Raw genomic sequence first — 16,049 nt, forward strand, 5'->3', positions numbered from 1 at the left:
ACCTCCTTCTTGATGCGCCGCACCCTAGTCAGGGGGGCAGGCAGGGTCAAGCCTAAAAATTCCATTTATTGCGTTTTGGGTGGCAAGGCTTTTTGAAAATTACAGGAGTGGGGTGGCGGCATGCGTTAGGAAAGGAAGCAACTGCACGGAGAGCAAGGCCTGTCATCACCCCGGTTGTCATCCCGGCCGGAGCGTCAGCGGAGAGCCGGGACCCATATGTGGACGGCCCCGTGGTTGCAAGGTTGAAGTTGGCAGGTGTTCCGGATCGCTTGCGGTCATATGTACGGCCTGCTTTGCGGCCGTTTTGCCGCTGGCCAAGATGGGTTCCGCAGCGGATGGGATCCAAACAGTACAGCGATATCGGCCTTGAAGCCGCCACTGGATCCCACGGTATTTCCCATCCGCCTCGGTTCGACCGAACACACCTTCTCATCTTCCCTTGCAAGTTCCTCTGTCGCGCCAGCCTGTCTTTGGCCGGGGCAAGTGTTTTGTCGATCGTCAGGCGAGTCCCGGTTGCTCTTGCGGTGACTGCGGGTGATAGGTTTCGCCGCTGACCATCAGCTTCCAGGCGATGCGCGCCAGCTTGTTGGCGAGCGCGACGGCAGCCAGCTTGTGCGGCTTGTGACGACACAGTTTCTCCAACCAGGGCCAGGGCGTTTTGATCCTCCCCTGCCGGCACTGCAGCAGAACGGCGCTTGCGCCGGCAACCAGGGTGGCGCGCAGCATCTCGTCCCCGGCGCGGGTGATCACACCGAGCCGGTTCTTGCCTGCCGTGGAATGGTTTTTCGGCGTCAGGCCGAGCCAGGCAGAAAAATCGCGCCCCGATTTGAAGGCATGCGCGTTGCTCACCTTGATCGCCAGCAGGGTCGCACCAACCGGACCAATGCCCGGGATGCCGGCCAGCCGCTGGCTGAGTTCATCGGCACGGTGAAGCTCTCGCAGTTTTGCGTTGAGATCGGCTATCTCCTTGTCCACTCGCGCGTAGTCACGGACCAGCGTTTCGAACATATCCCGTGCCATCTCCGGCAGCGTCTCGTCCGCGCGGATCCGCTCGACAAGCCGGTCAAGCTGGAACAGGCCCTTCGGGGCAACCAGACCGAACTCTGCCGCAAAGCCGCGGATCGAATTGGAAAGCTGCGTACGCCGGCCAAGGAATTGCCCTCGCAGCTTCGCCAGCATCTGCGCAGCTTGCTGCTCTGGACTTTTCACCGGCACGAAGGTCCGGGCCAGCTTCGGACGGCTCATCGCCTCGCAGATCGCTTCCGCGTCCGCCGCGTCCGATTTGCTCCGCTGCACATAGGGCTTGACGTATTGCGGCGGGATCAGCGCGACCTCATGCCCCAACTTCCGTAACTCCCGAGCCCAATAATGCGAGGCTCCACAGGCCTCAAGGCCCACCTGCGCCGGAGGCAGGCCGGCAAAAAAGTCGAGAACCTGACGACGGCGAAGCTTCTTGCTCAACACCGGATGGTCCCCAGCATCCACACCATGCAATTGAAAAACAGACTTGGACGTATCCATTCCAACGCGGCTAATATTCTTCATGGACGGCTCCATCGTTTGAGATCTTTAACAACCTCATTCTGGCACATCGATGCCGTAGGGGCCGTCCACCCCAACAGTAATCCGTGAGGCTGATTACTTGAGCAGAGACGATACAGGGTACTGGGTCCCCGGTCGCGCTGCGCTTGCCGGGGATGACAACAGAGGGTGGGGCGCTGCTGAAGGTCTTGCTCCCACGTCATTCGGGAAATGCCAAAAAAATGTCACGAAAGGGATTGTGCCCGGCCGATCCCGACGATATATACCCGCCATCCGGTGCGCTTCGAGCGCGGCCGCGATGGGTGTATAGCTCAGTTGGTAGAGCATCTGACTCTTAATCAGACGGTCCCGGGTTCGAATCCCTGTGCACCCACCATTTTCCCTTCAGCACCGACTTCAGGCCGCAAGCCGACCCTGTACGCCAAACGGGCGCGGGAGCAGGCGTTGATGTCCTTGGCTTGTGACTCAATCCTGCAATCCCCGGCCGGTTTCCCGTCAGCGTGATGCGGCCGCCACCTTCGCATTGTAGCATTCGCGAATCTGGGCCGTTTGGGCGTCGGTCAGATTGCCTTCAGGCACGAAGTCTTCGAATTTCAGACCGTCCTTGGGTTTGAAACTGGCCTTGAAGTTGACGCCCTGGCCGTTGTTCGCCTCCTTGACGCAATCCACATAGATAAACGTCAGTTCGGACGTCTTGGGTCGGCCTGAAGTCGAGACACAGCCCGTCACAACGACGGACGAGGCAATGATCATTGTGCACAGGCGGGCAAATCTTTTCATGAAGGATGCTTTCTTCCCGAAGACTGTCCGATCGGTTAGTCGATTGACGATTTCGGGTGGGGTCAAAGGTAGGCGTTGCTGCTCCCTGAAACCCTAAGTTTCGGACTTTGCAGAGTCAATTTCGTCTTTGGTGCCGGTTTGAACTCTCCTAATAGTTATTCTTACGGAGTTGCGTGGCGGACCGGCTATGACAGGGTCTGTCGAGCATTAGTCTTGCCGGGTTGAATGTTTTGAACTGCGGGGTCGGGGGGAGAATACGGATGTTTCTGCGTGCTTTGCTGATTGCCATGGCAATGACGGCTTTCGGGGACTTAGCTCACGCGCAATCGGATCAGGGCGAGATCACCTTTTGGCAGAGCGTGCAGGACAGCAAGGATCCGGCCGAACTGGAGGCCTATCTGCAGGCATATCCGGAAGGCAAATTTTCCGCACTGGCGCGCATCCGCATCAACAAGCTCCAAGGCGCCGCCGAACCGCTGAGCCCCGGGCAGCCGGCAAATGCGGTTAGTAATTCGGCTCTCACTACCGATCAGCCGCCTGTGACCGAATGCGACCGGCTGGCGGCGCAACCTTCGGATCCGCGCAAGGTTGCCGAGGGCGTTCGATATACAAGGATTCGCTTTGATGCCGCCATCGCGGCATGCCGGAAAGCACTTGAAAGCTATCCGGGAACGCCTCGTTTTCATTTTCAGCTCGGCAGGGCCCTGGAACAGAAGAAGCAGCTTCCCGAGGCATATGAAGCTTATCACAGCGCAGCGGAAGCCGGTTATCCGATGGCCATGGTCAATATGGCTTTCATGCTGGCCTTCGGTTCGGGTGTGCCGAAAGACGTTGCGGAGGCAGCCAGATGGTTTCGCAAGGCGATCGACGAGGGGGAACCCGAAGCCATGACCGGGCTGGGCGATGTGCTCATGATGGGGGGAGGCGGGATTGCCAAAGACGAGAGCGGAGCCATCAAGCTGTATCGCAAGGCCGCAAGCCTGGGAGAACCCTATGCCATGCTCAATCTCGGCTTGTCATACATGAATGGTGAAGGCGTGCCGAAAGACCTTACGGAAGCCGCCAGGTGGTATCGCAAGGCTGCGGACCTGGGGGAGCCCACATCCATGTCCTACCTCGGAGGCATGTTTGAGGAGGGCGAAGGGGTCGCCAAGAACGAGGCAGAGGCTGTCCAATGGTATCTCAAGGCGGCGGAATTGGACGATCTCGGTGCGATGTTTGCTTTGGCCGGGATGTATGAGGACGGCCGGGGTGTTCCCAAAGACCCGGCCAAGGCCGCGGAATGGAAGCGCAGGTTTGAAGACGAGCTCAATGGGCGTGAGCCCTCCGACGTCCCCGCAGATGATCTCGGGCTCGATGAGCTTGAATCGCTCGACAAGCTGGACTGAATTACCGTGGAGGCGGGTTCGGGACAGCTGATGGCAATCCGCAAAACGCCTCGTGTTTATCCTGATTTATGCTGTGCCTGATTTTGTGAATGACTTGAACAGTCAGTGGGGGATGTCGGATGGACCGATACGGAGATTTTTGTTGCGCATATGTCTTCCCATTCCTGTTTGTTCTTTTACTCGCGATTGCATCTCCGGCCCGCGCGGAAGGGGCTTGCCAGGATGTCGTCGACTGGTATCGCGACAATGATCAGACGCCGCCGCATATCCAGTTGGCCGTCGAACCTGATGCGCCGGACCAGAAAATGTTCGAACAGGTCCATGCCCGCGCGTTGTTGGCCCAATTGAAATACGAGCTGGCAACAGGAACGTACTGGGGCGTCGGCAAGTCCGAGCGGGATGGGCTCATTGCCGTTCTGGATGACCCGAAAGCGCGGTTCATCTACACGGGCAAGGCGAACAACTCCATAATCAACCCGTATACCGCCGCGGGACAGACGCTTGATGGCGATACGATCCAGCTCCATCACGCGGCTTTCGCGTCCGATCTCGGTCTCACCGACGGGTTTTATCCGCCCCACAAGATCGCCACCACCATGCTGCACGAGCTGGTTCACGCCAGCTTTTACCGCAATTCCGTCCTCCACAATCTCAATCCATTCAAGGAAGACGTACCGGAAGCCGCCGAGGAACAGTTCAAGGGTGCTACGGCCTGCTTTACCGAGGCGCACATCGCGGAACTGGACCGCTTTCTTCGAGACCCGGATGGATACAAGCCGCAGGATGCCGCCGCGCAGGCTGGCGAACCGTCAGTGTCAGCAGAGGCGTTCGACCCGCGTGATCTTCAGGCGGTCTTTTATTCTCTTGAGGCGCTGGTCAACGCGCAGGATGCCCAGAAAAAAGCCCTTGATGATGCTTGCCACGCAGCGGGGACGTGGAACGAATTTCTTTCCTGGACCCGGGAGATGGAAGCGACCGGGTTCAAGCCCGACATATCCTTTGCGCCCGCGCTGGAAGCCGAGCAGTTGAAATTGCAAAGACTGGAGACGCTGATCGCGAAAATCGATGCGCTTTCGCGAACGGCAACCGTGCAGTCGGAAAATGTCTGCAAGGAGTTCGCGCAGGAGCCGCCCCGGCTCGACGTGGCAAAAGCCGATGCGGCGACAACCAGGGAAGCTGCTGTGAACGCCAGGGAGCTTTACGGTCAAGCGAAGCAACTTTTTGACGATTTGACGGTTTCGCTTTCCAACAACAAGGACCTGCCAAATCTGGATGTGGCGGTCGAAAAGGTGACCGCGGACAGTGCGGAAAAGATATCGGCCCTGAAAGATCAGTGCCTGAAACCGGTCAATGAGATGTTGCACGCCGCGGATCGGGCGGATGCAAATGACAAGGCCGCTGAAATCAACGCCAAGAAGACCCTGGCGCTCCAACTCCTGGAAGACGCCGAAAAGGCCGGTTACGAGCATGCCGATATCTACAGGGCCCGCTACGAAGAGCTTTCCGCCATCAGTCAGAAGCACGGGCAACTTCGCGATTCTGCGCTTAGCTGCCGGTCGAACGCAGGGGAATTCAAGGACCTGTGCACGGAGATGGAAGAGAACCTGAACACGCTCCGCGAACAGATCAGTCTGGAATTCGCACGTCGGTACCGGGCAGCTTTGGCAAAACGCAGCCAGCAGTTGGATCTCGCCAATGGTTCAAAGTCGAAGGCCGACGGTGCATTCGGCCTGGTCTACTACGCAGCGATAAAGGCGGAGAAATGCCTTCGCGCCATTGAGGCAAAGGAACAGGATCCGAAAGCTGATACCGAAACCGGGCAGCCGATCGATCCCGGCAAGGCGCAGGTGCAAGCACCGGATTGCCAGGCGGAAAAATCCGAACTGGAGGCAGCCTCAGCCAGAATTGATGGAGGCGACCTTTCTGGCGCCGACAGCGCACTTAGCGGCGTCGATGTCGCAGCCTGTCCCGATCTGGACCCGCTAGTCTCCGCAAGTCGAACAAGGGTTGCGGAGCTTGCCGATCGGCTGATCGCCCAGGGCCGGGCTGCGCTTGAGTCCTGCGATCTTAAAAATGCCATCCGCGAGCGTATCCTTGCGCTGCCAGCCTCCGCCAAGAGGGACGCCCTGGCGGAGGAATGGAAAGGCGCCTACGCGCATGAGCGCGCTGCCCGCGACCTGATCAGGCAAGCCATTGCTCTCAACAAGAACGGACAGTTGCCGGCTGCGACCGCAAAGCTGCACGAGGCGCAAGGCGTACCTCCCTATTGCGCCAGCACGCGCACGAAACTGGCCGGCGCCATAGCCAAGGCCGACGGCCGGATGGCCGATGCCGAAGCGGTTCGGATCACGGAGATGGTCAGGGTCTGTAACTTCAAGGATAGCCGGGCCTTGATCAAGAACCTTCCCGAAAGCGCGCGCCGGGCGGAACTGGTGGACTTATGGAACCGGTCCCGCAATGCCGAAATCGATGCTCGGCGTCTGCTCAAAACTGCGATGTCCCTTAAGGATGCGGGGCAGGTGCAATCGGCCCGGACCAAGTTGGCCGAAGCGCGCGGCAAAGCAAGGTGCAAGTCAACCCTGGCGAGGATCGATACCCTTGGTAAAGGTCTCGTCCAGCCCTCAGCCCCAACCCAGGTCAAAGACAATCCGCGCGACAAGCCCAAGGTGGCGTCGCAATCGCCGGACGATTTTCTGGTTTGGGTCCACGAAGCCGACAGGACCTGTTGCAAGAATACCGGGGGCGGCACGCTTCCCTATGCCTTTCATGCCTCCCAACGCCGAGCTCTCAAAGACGGAGCCATCGTGCTCGGAACATTTCCAACCCACAAAGAGATGATGAAATGGGTTTGTGCCCGAAAGCTGACAAAGGCGGCTTATTATCCTGTGGGTGTTTACGGGATCATCGGGCCTTACACAGTCAGCCGGATTCCGTGTGATGTCGTGAACTAGCAGCCGACGGGCGGCCGGAAGCGGCCACAACAACGCGCTTGATGTGTTGGGCATGGCAGATTGTGCTTTCCGGACAATGAACGCCCTTCCGGCAAAGCTTCGCGCTTGCGCGCGAATGGACGCCCGACACATAGTCCCTCACCAAGACTGTTTCGGAGAGCACAATGAGCACTGAAAACCCCATTATCGGCCTTCTCGGCATCGGTGAGATGGGCGGGAACATGGCCCGGGAACTGACCGGGGCCGGGTTCCGGGTGGTGTCGGTGCTGAAGGGTCGCAGTGCGGAGAGTGTCGCGCGGGCGAAAGAGGCGGGGATCGAAGGGGCGCCGGATCTGAAAAGCCTCGTTGCCGCCTGCGATATCCTGTTTTCCGTGCTGCCGCCCTCCGCTGCCGAGGAAGAGGCCCGTGCCGTGGCGGAGTGTCTGCGCGATGCCCCCAAACCGCTCACCTTTGTCGAAGGCAACGCGATTTCGCCGGTGCTTGTCCGGGAAATCGCAGACCTGTTCGACGGCATGCCGGTCAGGTTCGTCGACGGCGGAATCATCGGCCAGCCGCCGAAGGACGGCAAGGTGCCGCGGCTTTATCTCTCCGGGGCGGGGAGCGGGGGGCTCGACGCGCTCGACGGCCCTGCGTTCGAGATCATTCATTTAGGGGACACCATCGGCGACGCCTCCGGTTTCAAGATGGTCTACGCGTCCCAGACCAAGGGCCACAACGCGCTGCTCACGGCGGGGTTCGTGGCAGCCGAACGGATGGGACTGCTGGAGGCCTTTGTCGCGGAGCTGAAATACAGCCAGCCCGGGTTTCTTTCCAAGGCGGAAGCCAATATTCCGCGCCTGCCCGCCGATGCGGGGCGCTGGGTGCGGGAGATGGAGGAAATCCGCGATACCTACGAGGCGCTGGGCCTGACCGGCGGGTTCCATGAGGGCGCGGCGGCGATGATGCGGCTGCTTGCGAATTCGCCCTTCGGTCATGAGACCCGGCGCACAAGGGACACGTCGCGCGGCATGATCGAGACGGTGAGGGCGCTGGCCCCGCAGGCGGCGAACGAGAACCTTCGGTCCGGCAACTGATCCATCGTGAGCCGCTAGCCCTGCCAGATCTGACAGGGCTGGCGGCGACCACGAGAAGCTGTCACAAAAGAACGGAGCTGCGGCTCTCGGGAGGAAGCTGTCCGGAAGGGAGCATCATGCGCGCCACGGTTTTCAATGCTGCGCAATTGTTCGTTGCGGCCTTCGTCGCGCTCCTGATCGCCATTTCCCTTGATCTCTATCATCCGTTCTGGGCGGCGATGCCGGTCTGGGTGGTCAGCCAGGCCTATCGGGAGGACCTTCTGATCCGCGGTGTCCTGCGCGTTGTCGGCACGATCGCCGGGGCGGCGCTCGCGCTGGCGGTGCTTCACTATTCTCCCTCTCCTTACGTGCTCGTGCCGGCGCTCGCACTCATCATGGGACTGTCGACGGCAGCGGCTTTCTGGATCGGAACGATCTACAGCTATGGCGCGGTCATGATCGGGATCACATCGGTGATCATCATCGTGCCCTCGCTGATCGGTGGTGCGGGAACGATAGAGCTCGCCATCGACCGGTTCTGGTGCACGCTGATCGGGGTCATCTGCGTCACCGTTGTGACCTTCTATTTCACACCGCGCCGGACCGAACCTCATCCCGAGCGCATCACGGAGGGGCGGCTCAAGCTTGCCTCAATGCGGGGCGTGGTCAGTTTCGCGGTGAGCTTTGCCGGAATGGCGGTGCTGACCGCCTATCCCCATTTCGCGGTCATGAGCGCGGTTCTTTCGCTGGGTATTTACTCGGTCATTCTGGGGGCTGCAGCGGATCCGACGCCCATCATCCGCTTCATGGGGCCGGGCAGCACCCTGGGCATTCTGACGTCGATCGTCTACCGCATGATCCTGGACTGGGGCATCCCGAGCGAGGCGCTGCATCTGACCTTGATCGGGGTCTTTGTCGCGGCTGGGGCCTTCCTCAGGGCCAATCCGCGCACGGCGCCGTTCGGGCTGAACTGCAATCTCTGCTTCCTGCTTTCAGGCGAGGTCGGCGGTGAGGTGCACACCCTTCAGCACGTGATCATCGGTGGCGCGATTCTGGCAATTGCCGCCTATTCGGTTTCGAAACTCTACCACTTCATGCCCCGCTACCAGACCAGCTGAAGTTTAAAGTCCGGCAGATGGCGAACAGCTCGCCGCGGGAGTTGATGCCCAGCTTCTCGTAGGCCCGCTGCCGGTAGGTGGCGACGCTGGTCGGCTTGATGCCGAGTTCGTGGCCGATCAGTTCCGCCTTCTTGCCGGCCAGAATGCCGAGGCAGATGTCCCGCTCGCGGGCCGACAGCACCTGCAGGGCGGGCGGTTCGGTCGAGGGCACAAGGGCGTCGAAATGGAGCTGGACCAGGCGGGCGGCGATATTCAGAAGCTCCGGTGAAGTGTCATACGGCGCCTGCCAGTAGAAGCTGATCGCCAGCCGGTGCCGGCCGATGGCAAGGACCGTGGTCTTGTCCTCGATGTCCGGGTCGGCGAAGAACCGGCGCCGGTAGTCCTCGGAAACGTCCGGCAGGACGTCCTTCAGGCGATGGGTCTCGAAGCTTCCCTCGTCGAGCGCCATGATCCGGGTGTAGAGCGGGTCCTGAAGGAACCAGTCGTCCAGATAGTCTGCAGCCAGGCGCTTGCCGATGCCGCCTTCGATGAAATTGCGCGACAGCAGGCACTGGGCGTGGTTCTCGCTGTAGCTGAAGACCATGATCTGGGCAGTCGTCATGGATCTCAGAAGATCGAAGAAAGGCTCCAGAAACGCCGGTTTGCCGAGCGTGCCCAGGCATTGAGAGATCTCTCCGAGAGTGCCGGCAGTGGCGTCGATGTGGTTCTTGTCCTCCATAAAAGAGGACATATTCCATGGCGCTTGCGATGTATAGCAGGGGAAAGGCAGGCGCTCAGCCTGTTCCAGAAAGGGAGGAAACCTCATGCGTCCCGCAGGCCGATCGGAGCTCGACTCGCTCTATTTCACCTATCCGCATTTCGACGGTCCGTCGGAACGTGGCCATCTGGGTGACGAAGTGCCTGTGGCGATTGTCGGTGCAGGACCGGTCGGGTTGACGGCGGCGCTGACGCTCGCCAGTGAAGGCGTGCGGTCGGTGGTTCTGGAAAAGAAGCCGACCTTCAACGACGGCAGCCGCGCCATCTGCATCGCCCGCCAGAGCTATTACATTCTCGACCGGCTCGGCGCGCTGACGCCGTTCTTGGATAAGTCGCTCGGCTGGACCACGGGCCGGACCTTCTATCGCGGCAAGCAGATCCTGGAATTCCAGATGCCGGACAGCGAGGCCGAGCGGTTCCGGCCGATGTACAATCTCGAACAGCAGTATATCGAGCAGTTCCTGTGGGAGGCCGCCGCCGCCTCGCCGCTGATCGAGATCCGCTGGCAAAGCGCGGTGACGGGCGTCGCCGATGAAGAAGACGGGGCGAGGCTTTCTGTCTCCGATCCGGGTGGGGACTACGCCTTCAAGGCCGATTGGGTTCTGGCCGCCGACGGCGCCCACAGTCCTGTCCGGAAAATGCGGGGGCTGCGGCTTCAGGGCGAAAATTACGAAGGCCGTTACGTGATCGCCGACGTGCGCATGAAACATGACTATCCCACCATCCGGCGGGCCTTGTTCGATCCGGAATGCCGGCCGGGGGGAACCGTGCTGGTGCACCGTCAGCCGGATAACATCTGGCGGATCGACTACCAGCTGCGAGATGGCGACTCCGCAGAAGACGCGACGCAAGAAGCGGAAGTGCGCCGGAACGTGGAAGCGGTGCTGAAAGACCTCGGCCATACCGGCGGTTATGACCTGGAATGGTGGAGCGTCTATTCCGCCAATACGCTGGCGCTCGACGACTACCGGGACGGGCGGATCTTTTTCATCGGCGACAGTGCCCACATCGTGCCGATCTTCGGCGTGCGCGGGTTGAACAACGGGCTCGCGGATGCCCAGAACATCGGCTGGAAACTGGGCTGGGTGCTCAATGGCCGTGCGGGAGAAGGGCTGCTCGACAGTTACACCCCGGAGCGGCGCGGGGCGACGCTGGACGTCTTTGCCAATGCCTCCAAGAGCACCCGGTTCATGACGCCACCGAGCCATGGCTGGCAGGTGATGCGCGATGCCGCCCTGTCGCTTGCGCTCAGCCATCCTTACGCGGGCGCGCTGGCGAACCCGCGGCAAATGGTGCCTTACACCTATGCCGACAGCCCTGTCACCCTGGCCGATGACCCGGCCTTTTCGGCCGGGCCCGCGCCCGGGGCGGTGGCTGCCGATTCTCCGCTGGAGCAGGGGCACCTCTCGGAACGGCTGTCGGGGTTCACGGTTCTCGTTTTCGGCGATCAAATCGACCTGGCCGGACTGGAGCGGATCGAGGGCGTGGCCGTCCTGCGGCTCGGCGCAGAGACCGATGTGGCCCGCGCCTATGACGCGGAAGAGGGCACGATCTATCTGATCCGACCCGACATGCACGTGGCCGCAAGGTGGCGGCAGGTCGATCCGGATACGGTCGAAACCGCACTGCGCCAGATTCTTCAAATTTCAGGAGAGAGCCTATGACCCCGGCCGAGATCGAAACGGTTTACGAGACCATGGCGGAAACGATCGACGCAGTCGGAGCCGAACAACGGGAAGTCTTCCTGGCGAAGCTCTGCCTCGCGCTCGCCCACGAGCTTGGCGCCGGCGGCAAGGTTCTGGAGCTGATTGCCGACTGCAGGAAGGATCTGGCGGGCGGATAGGCCCGACTCGGGGTCCGATGAATTGCGGACTTCTCTTTTGCTCCGGCATGGCTGTATAAGCGGCGGATCATCCTGACCGCAAAGACCCGAAGCCGCCTGAAGCTTGAACGCCATGTCGAACCAGTACCTGATTGCCGCCCTCTACAAGTTTGCCACCCTCGAGAACTACGAGGAGATGCGCGATGCGCTGAAGCGGTTCTGCGTGGAACGGGACGTGCGCGGCAGCCTGCTGCTGGCGCGCGAAGGCATCAACGGCACCGTCTGCGGTCCGCAAGACGGCGTCCGGGAATTGCTGGAGCACCTGCGCGCCGACCCGCGCCTGGCCGACCTGGAGCACAAGGAGGCCTGGAGCCACCGGCACGTGTTCAAGCGGATGAAGGTGCGCCTGAAGCAGGAGATCGTGCGCCTTGCGGTCGATGGCATCGATCCGAACGAACTGGTCGGCACCTATGTGAAGCCGGAAGACTGGAACGATCTGATCAGCGATCCGGACGTGGTCGTCATCGATACCCGCAACGACTACGAATATGCCTTCGGCACCTTCGAGCGCGCGCTCAATCCGAATACTCAGTCGTTCCGCGAGTTTCCGGACTGGGTGCAGAAAGCTGTGGAGCTGGAGAACAAGCCCAAGGTTGCCATGTTCTGCACCGGGGGTATTCGCTGCGAAAAGGCCACCTCGCTCATGCTGCGGGAAGGCTTTGAAGAGGTCTATCACCTTCAGGGTGGCATTCTGAATTACCTGGAAAAGGTGCCGGAGGACAAAAGCCTCTGGAAGGGCGAGTGCTTCGTCTTCGATGACCGGGTGTCGGTCGACCACAAGCTCGAGCCGCGCTGGGGCGAATGGGTGCCGGAACAGGCCCGGCACGTGATCAACGAGGATACGGATTACGACAACGGGTAATGCATTGCCCATCGGAATCTGACCCTACGGCTTTTAAAGCTTTAACACTTCGTTAATTTTTCCTAGACTTCGCCTAGCGGCCTGTCATTTCACAGGCTTGGACAGGGGGAAGTGTCATGCGTCGAACCGTTGTCAGTGCCAGTTTGGGTCTTTTGCTGGCTCTATCCCAGACACAATCGGTCCTTGCCGGCGGCAGGGCGCTTTCCTGCTACGAACAGGCCGTCGTTCCGGCCGTCTACCAGACCGTCCAGGAACAGGTACTGGTCAGACCGGCTTCCAGCCATGTGGTGACCCAGCCCGCGGTCTATGCCTATCAGACACGGCAGGTGGTGCTTCAGCCGGAACGGGTGAGCTATCGCACGGTTGCGCCCGTCTATTCCCTCCAGTCCCGCCGGGTGCAGGTCCGGCCGGCAAGTTACGGCTGGGAATACCGGATCCGGAAGGGGCGCAAGATCCTGTGCAAGGTCGCCTATCCGGCCGCTTATTCCACGGTCCAGGAGCGCGTGCTGGTGAAACCGGGTGGTCGGGTCGCAGTCCGCCAGCCGGCCATCTACGGTTCGGTCAAGGAACGGGTGCTCGTGCAGCCGGCATCACAGCGCGTCGTGCGCGAACCGGCCGTCTACAGCACCGTGACCCGCACCGTGAAGGTCCGCGAGGCACAGACCGTCTGGAAGCCGGTCAAGGTGCGCAGCGGCTGCCGGTACTGAAGTTTTACGGATATCAACCACTGGTGTCCGGTTTGCCTACGACGTCTTTTGCCAAGTATTTGACATATCGTGGGCTTTCCTCCTCCGGGCCAAAGTGGACACGAAAAGCAGTTCCACCCACCCCGGTCTCCCCCCTTGAGGGGGAGATGTCGGCGCGGGTATGAACCGGTATGATGGGTAACAGTTCTATCCGGGAGGATGGGTAACAGGTCAGACTTACGCCGAACGAGGGAGGTTCGGGGTATGGGATTTCGGGAGACCTGTGCGATGGAAGAGCGTGTCCGGTTCTGCGTTTCGGTTGAAAGCGGAGAGGTGTCGATGTCGGAGCTTTGCCGTCAGTTCGGGATTAGCCGGAAGACCGGTTATGAGGTACTGAGGCGCTGGCGTTCGGGTGGCGCGGCAGCTTTGGCACCGCGCAGTCACGCCCCGCATCATTGTCCGCATGCGCTTGCGGAGACATCCCGGGAGGCGGTGCTTGCGTTGCGCCGGCGATATCCAAGCTGGGGTCCGAAAAAACTGCGCGCCTTTCTTCAGGCGCATGCCGATCCGGTGATTGTGGTTCCAGCTGCTTCGACGATCGGCGAGTTGCTGCGCCGGGAAGGCTTGAGCGTTGCGCGCAAACGCCGCCGCCGCGCGCCGCCCTGCTCCGTGTCCCCCTTTGACCAGGCCTTGCCCAACGACGTGTGGAGCATGGACTTCAAGGGCTGGTTCCGGACCGGTGACGGTCGCCGCTGCGATCCCTTCACGTTGCAGGACCAGGCGAGCCGCTATCTCTTGCGGGTGGTTGCCGTCCCCCGTCCCGACACGACCCATGTCTGGTCCGTTCTGGAGGCAGCCTTCCGCGAGTTCGGCCTGCCACGGGCTATCCGTTCCGACAATGGGGCGCCCTTTGCCTCGACCGGAGCTGCCGGCCTGTCGGGGCTGGCAGTCCGGCTCATCAAGGCTGGCGTTCGTCCTGAACGCATTGCCCCGGCCTCGCCGCAGCAGAACGGCCGGCTGGAGCGCTTGCACAGAACCTTGAAGGATGAAACCGCCAATCCACCGGCGGCCAACCTGAAGGCCCAGGCCGACCGATTTGTCCGCTTTCGGCAGACCTACAATGAAGAGCGTCCGCATGAGGCACTCGGCATGGCAACCCCGGCAGCCGCCTATACAGACTCATCAAGACCCTGGAGCGGCAGGCTGAGATCACCCGACTATGATCAAGGAACATGCGTGCGCAGGGTGCGCCAGAACGGCGAAATCAAGTGGCGCGGCGGCACCGTTTATGTCTCCATGGCCCTCGTCGGAGAGCCGGTCAGCATTGAAGAAGCCGACACCGGGCAGCTTGAACTCCGTTACGGACCGGTATTCATCGGCTACATCACAGAAGACCTAAAACTGCGGTGGCCCACACGAGGCAGAAAAACAAAAACTGTTACCCATCCTCCCGGATAGAACTGTTACCCATCATCCGGGTTGCACACGCGAGCCGACAGAGGGGGGTGAAACGGTACCGCATTTTCCGAAAAGCCGAACTTTCCGAGGGGCTTTTACCCCCCTCTGTCTCCTGACGGAGACATCTCCCCCTCAAGGGGGGAGACGAAAACAAGCGGAAAAATCCGAATTTCAAACCATACGCTGTCAGACTGGACAGCTGTGGATTTCAGTCCTGCGTGGCCAAGGTCCTGAAACGGCCTGCGGGCAGGCCGGTAATCCCGTGCCCTTCCACCAGATAGAGCCCGCCGGATACACCGTCGTCGGTTTCCGGCGAAGCCTTCAGGCTGGTGACGACCAGCTGGTCGAGATCGGGGCCGCAGAAACAGGGCATGGTCGGTTTCGGACAGGGCATGGGGATGACCTGCTTCAGATCGCCATCGGGTGAAAAGCTGTTGAGCACGCCGGCGGAAACACCCGCGCTCCAGTAGTTGCCTTCCGCATCCACGGTGGCGCCATCCGGTCGTCCGGTTTCCTCCGTCTGCTGGGCGAAGAGCATTTTCGCACCGAGTGAACCGGTTGCCGGATCGAAGACATAGGCCTCGATCCATCCCGGAGAACTGTCGGAATGATACATGAGGGTGCCGTCCGGAGACCAGGCTAGCCCGTTGGAGACCTTGAGCCCTTCGCGGATCTGCCAGACGTCACCACCGGCATCCACCCGGTATAGCCCGCCGATCGGTTCGCGCGGATCCGACGTGTCCATGGTACCGACCCAGTAGGCGCCGTCCGGGCCTACCTTGCCGTCGTTCAGGCGGGTCTGGGGCAGGTCGGTCTCGATCTCCGCCAGAACCGTTCTTTCGTCGCTCTCCGGATCGAACAGGATCACCTTGTCCCACACGCTGACGACAAGCCGGCCGTCATCCGTCAGACCGAAGGACCCGACCTCATTTTCGAATTGCCACGATGTGATGGATTTGGTGGCCCAGTCCATGGACTGGATGGTCCGGCCTTGAATATCGGTCCACAGCAGGCGGCCGGTTCTGTCGTCCCAGGTCGGGCATTCGGCCAGCTGATAGGTCGGATCGATAAAGCCGGGTTACCTTGTAGGTCACCCTGCGGTTTCTCCTTTGGTGCAGCTCAATGTGCTGTTGCGACTATAACTTGCGTGTTCGAAGGCGTCGATACGGATTGTCCACCGATGTGCACCGGTCGATCAATCGTGCTTTTCGGCCATGGGGAAGGCGGTCTTGCGCACGACCGGACGGATGGCGAAGGAGGATTTCATCCTGAGAACGCCGGGCAGGCGGGCCAGTTCCTCCCGGTGAATGCGCTCGAAATCGGTCGGGTCGGCGGCCGTCACGCGCAGCATGTAGTCGGCGTCGCCGGCCATCAGGTAGCATTCCATGATCTCGCCGGACCGGGCGACCGCCTTTTCGAAATTCTCCAACACTTCGTTCGATTGGCCGGTCAGGGCGATTTCGACAAAGACATCCATGCGCCGGCCGAGCTTGCGCTGATCCAGAAGTGCGACATACTTGTCGATAACACCGACCTCTTCCAGCGCACGCACGCGGCGCAGGCAGGTCGACGGC

14 protein-coding genes and 1 tRNA gene are annotated in these 16,049 nt (G+C 60.9%); 10 read left to right on the plus strand and 5 right to left on the minus strand.

What is annotated here, in order from left to right:
* Window positions 1-498: 498 nt before the first annotated feature.
* Entirely contained in the window at window positions 499-1,545 is a 1,047-nt protein-coding gene (locus tag ABIN98_RS12375) for an IS110 family transposase (RefSeq protein WP_346908921.1), read from the minus strand.
* 297 nt (window positions 1,546-1,842) lie between these two features.
* On the opposite strand from ABIN98_RS12375, the gene ABIN98_RS12380 reads away from it, so the two are divergent.
* Window positions 1,843-1,918: transfer RNA gene (locus ABIN98_RS12380), tRNA-Lys, on the plus strand.
* Window positions 1,919-2,037: 119 nt separating this feature from the next.
* Here ABIN98_RS12380 and ABIN98_RS12385 read toward each other — a convergent pair.
* Entirely contained in the window at window positions 2,038-2,322 is a 285-nt protein-coding gene (locus tag ABIN98_RS12385) for a hypothetical protein (protein ID WP_346910357.1), read from the minus strand.
* Between the two features lie 260 nt (window positions 2,323-2,582).
* Here ABIN98_RS12385 and ABIN98_RS12390 point away from each other — a divergent pair, with 260 nt between their 5' ends.
* The 4 genes from ABIN98_RS12390 (at window position 2,583) to ABIN98_RS12405 (ending at window position 8,831) form a co-directional block, all read left to right on the plus strand.
* Window positions 2,583-3,710 (plus strand): tetratricopeptide repeat protein, encoded by a 1,128-nt coding sequence (locus tag ABIN98_RS12390; protein ID WP_346910359.1) that lies wholly within the window; start codon window positions 2,583-2,585, stop codon window positions 3,708-3,710.
* A gap of 119 nt (window positions 3,711-3,829) precedes the next feature.
* Window positions 3,830-6,661 carry a hypothetical protein gene (locus tag ABIN98_RS12395; RefSeq protein ID WP_346910360.1) on the plus strand — a complete coding sequence of 944 codons (2,832 nt, stop codon included), beginning with the start codon at window positions 3,830-3,832 and terminating at the stop codon, window positions 6,659-6,661.
* Window positions 6,662-6,825: 164 nt separating this feature from the next.
* Complete coding sequence (locus ABIN98_RS12400) at window positions 6,826-7,734, plus strand: DUF1932 domain-containing protein (protein ID WP_346910362.1); 909 nt, start codon at window positions 6,826-6,828, stop codon at window positions 7,732-7,734.
* Window positions 7,735-7,850: 116 nt separating this feature from the next.
* Complete coding sequence (locus tag ABIN98_RS12405) at window positions 7,851-8,831, plus strand: FUSC family protein (RefSeq protein WP_346910363.1); 981 nt, start codon at window positions 7,851-7,853, stop codon at window positions 8,829-8,831.
* Here ABIN98_RS12405 and ABIN98_RS12410 read toward each other — a convergent pair.
* Window positions 8,806-9,561, minus strand: coding sequence for a helix-turn-helix transcriptional regulator (locus ABIN98_RS12410; protein WP_346910365.1), 756 nt, complete (start codon window positions 9,559-9,561; stop codon window positions 8,806-8,808). The genes ABIN98_RS12405 and ABIN98_RS12410 overlap by 26 nt on opposite strands.
* A 73-nt stretch (window positions 9,562-9,634) precedes the next feature.
* On the opposite strand from ABIN98_RS12410, the gene ABIN98_RS12415 reads away from it, so the two are divergent.
* The 5 genes from ABIN98_RS12415 to ABIN98_RS12435 all read left to right on the plus strand — a co-directional run bounded on the left by ABIN98_RS12415 (window position 9,635) and on the right by ABIN98_RS12435 (window position 14,475).
* Window positions 9,635-11,251: an FAD-dependent monooxygenase gene (locus ABIN98_RS12415; protein ID WP_346910367.1), complete on the plus strand. Its 1,617-nt coding sequence runs from the start codon at window positions 9,635-9,637 to the stop codon at window positions 11,249-11,251.
* Window positions 11,248-11,430, plus strand: coding sequence for a hypothetical protein (locus tag ABIN98_RS12420; protein WP_346910369.1), 183 nt, complete (start codon window positions 11,248-11,250; stop codon window positions 11,428-11,430). The genes ABIN98_RS12415 and ABIN98_RS12420 overlap by 4 nt, the downstream gene beginning before the upstream one ends.
* Before the next feature lie 112 nt (window positions 11,431-11,542).
* A complete protein-coding gene (locus ABIN98_RS12425; protein WP_346910370.1) occupies window positions 11,543-12,331 on the plus strand; it encodes a rhodanese-related sulfurtransferase in 789 nt (262 codons plus the stop codon).
* Window positions 12,332-12,447: 116 nt separating this feature from the next.
* Window positions 12,448-13,038, plus strand: a complete 591-nt coding sequence (locus ABIN98_RS12430) for a hypothetical protein (RefSeq protein WP_346910372.1) — start codon at window positions 12,448-12,450, stop codon at window positions 13,036-13,038.
* 243 nt (window positions 13,039-13,281) lie between these two features.
* Window positions 13,282-14,475, plus strand: coding sequence for an IS481 family transposase (locus ABIN98_RS12435; RefSeq protein ID WP_346910373.1), 1,194 nt, complete (start codon window positions 13,282-13,284; stop codon window positions 14,473-14,475).
* A gap of 208 nt (window positions 14,476-14,683) precedes the next feature.
* Here ABIN98_RS12435 and ABIN98_RS12440 read toward each other — a convergent pair whose 3' ends face one another.
* Together ABIN98_RS12440 and ABIN98_RS12445 are read right to left on the minus strand one after the other, a co-directional pair.
* Window positions 14,684-15,544, minus strand: coding sequence for an SMP-30/gluconolactonase/LRE family protein (locus tag ABIN98_RS12440; RefSeq protein WP_346910378.1), 861 nt, complete (start codon window positions 15,542-15,544; stop codon window positions 14,684-14,686).
* Window positions 15,545-15,670: 126 nt separating this feature from the next.
* A partial coding sequence (locus ABIN98_RS12445; protein ID WP_346910375.1) for an Lrp/AsnC family transcriptional regulator occupies window positions 15,671-16,049 on the minus strand: 379 nt, incomplete at its 5' end.

Source organism: uncultured Roseibium sp. (assembly GCF_963675095.2).
Classification (GTDB): Bacteria; Pseudomonadota; Alphaproteobacteria; order Rhizobiales; family Stappiaceae; genus Roseibium.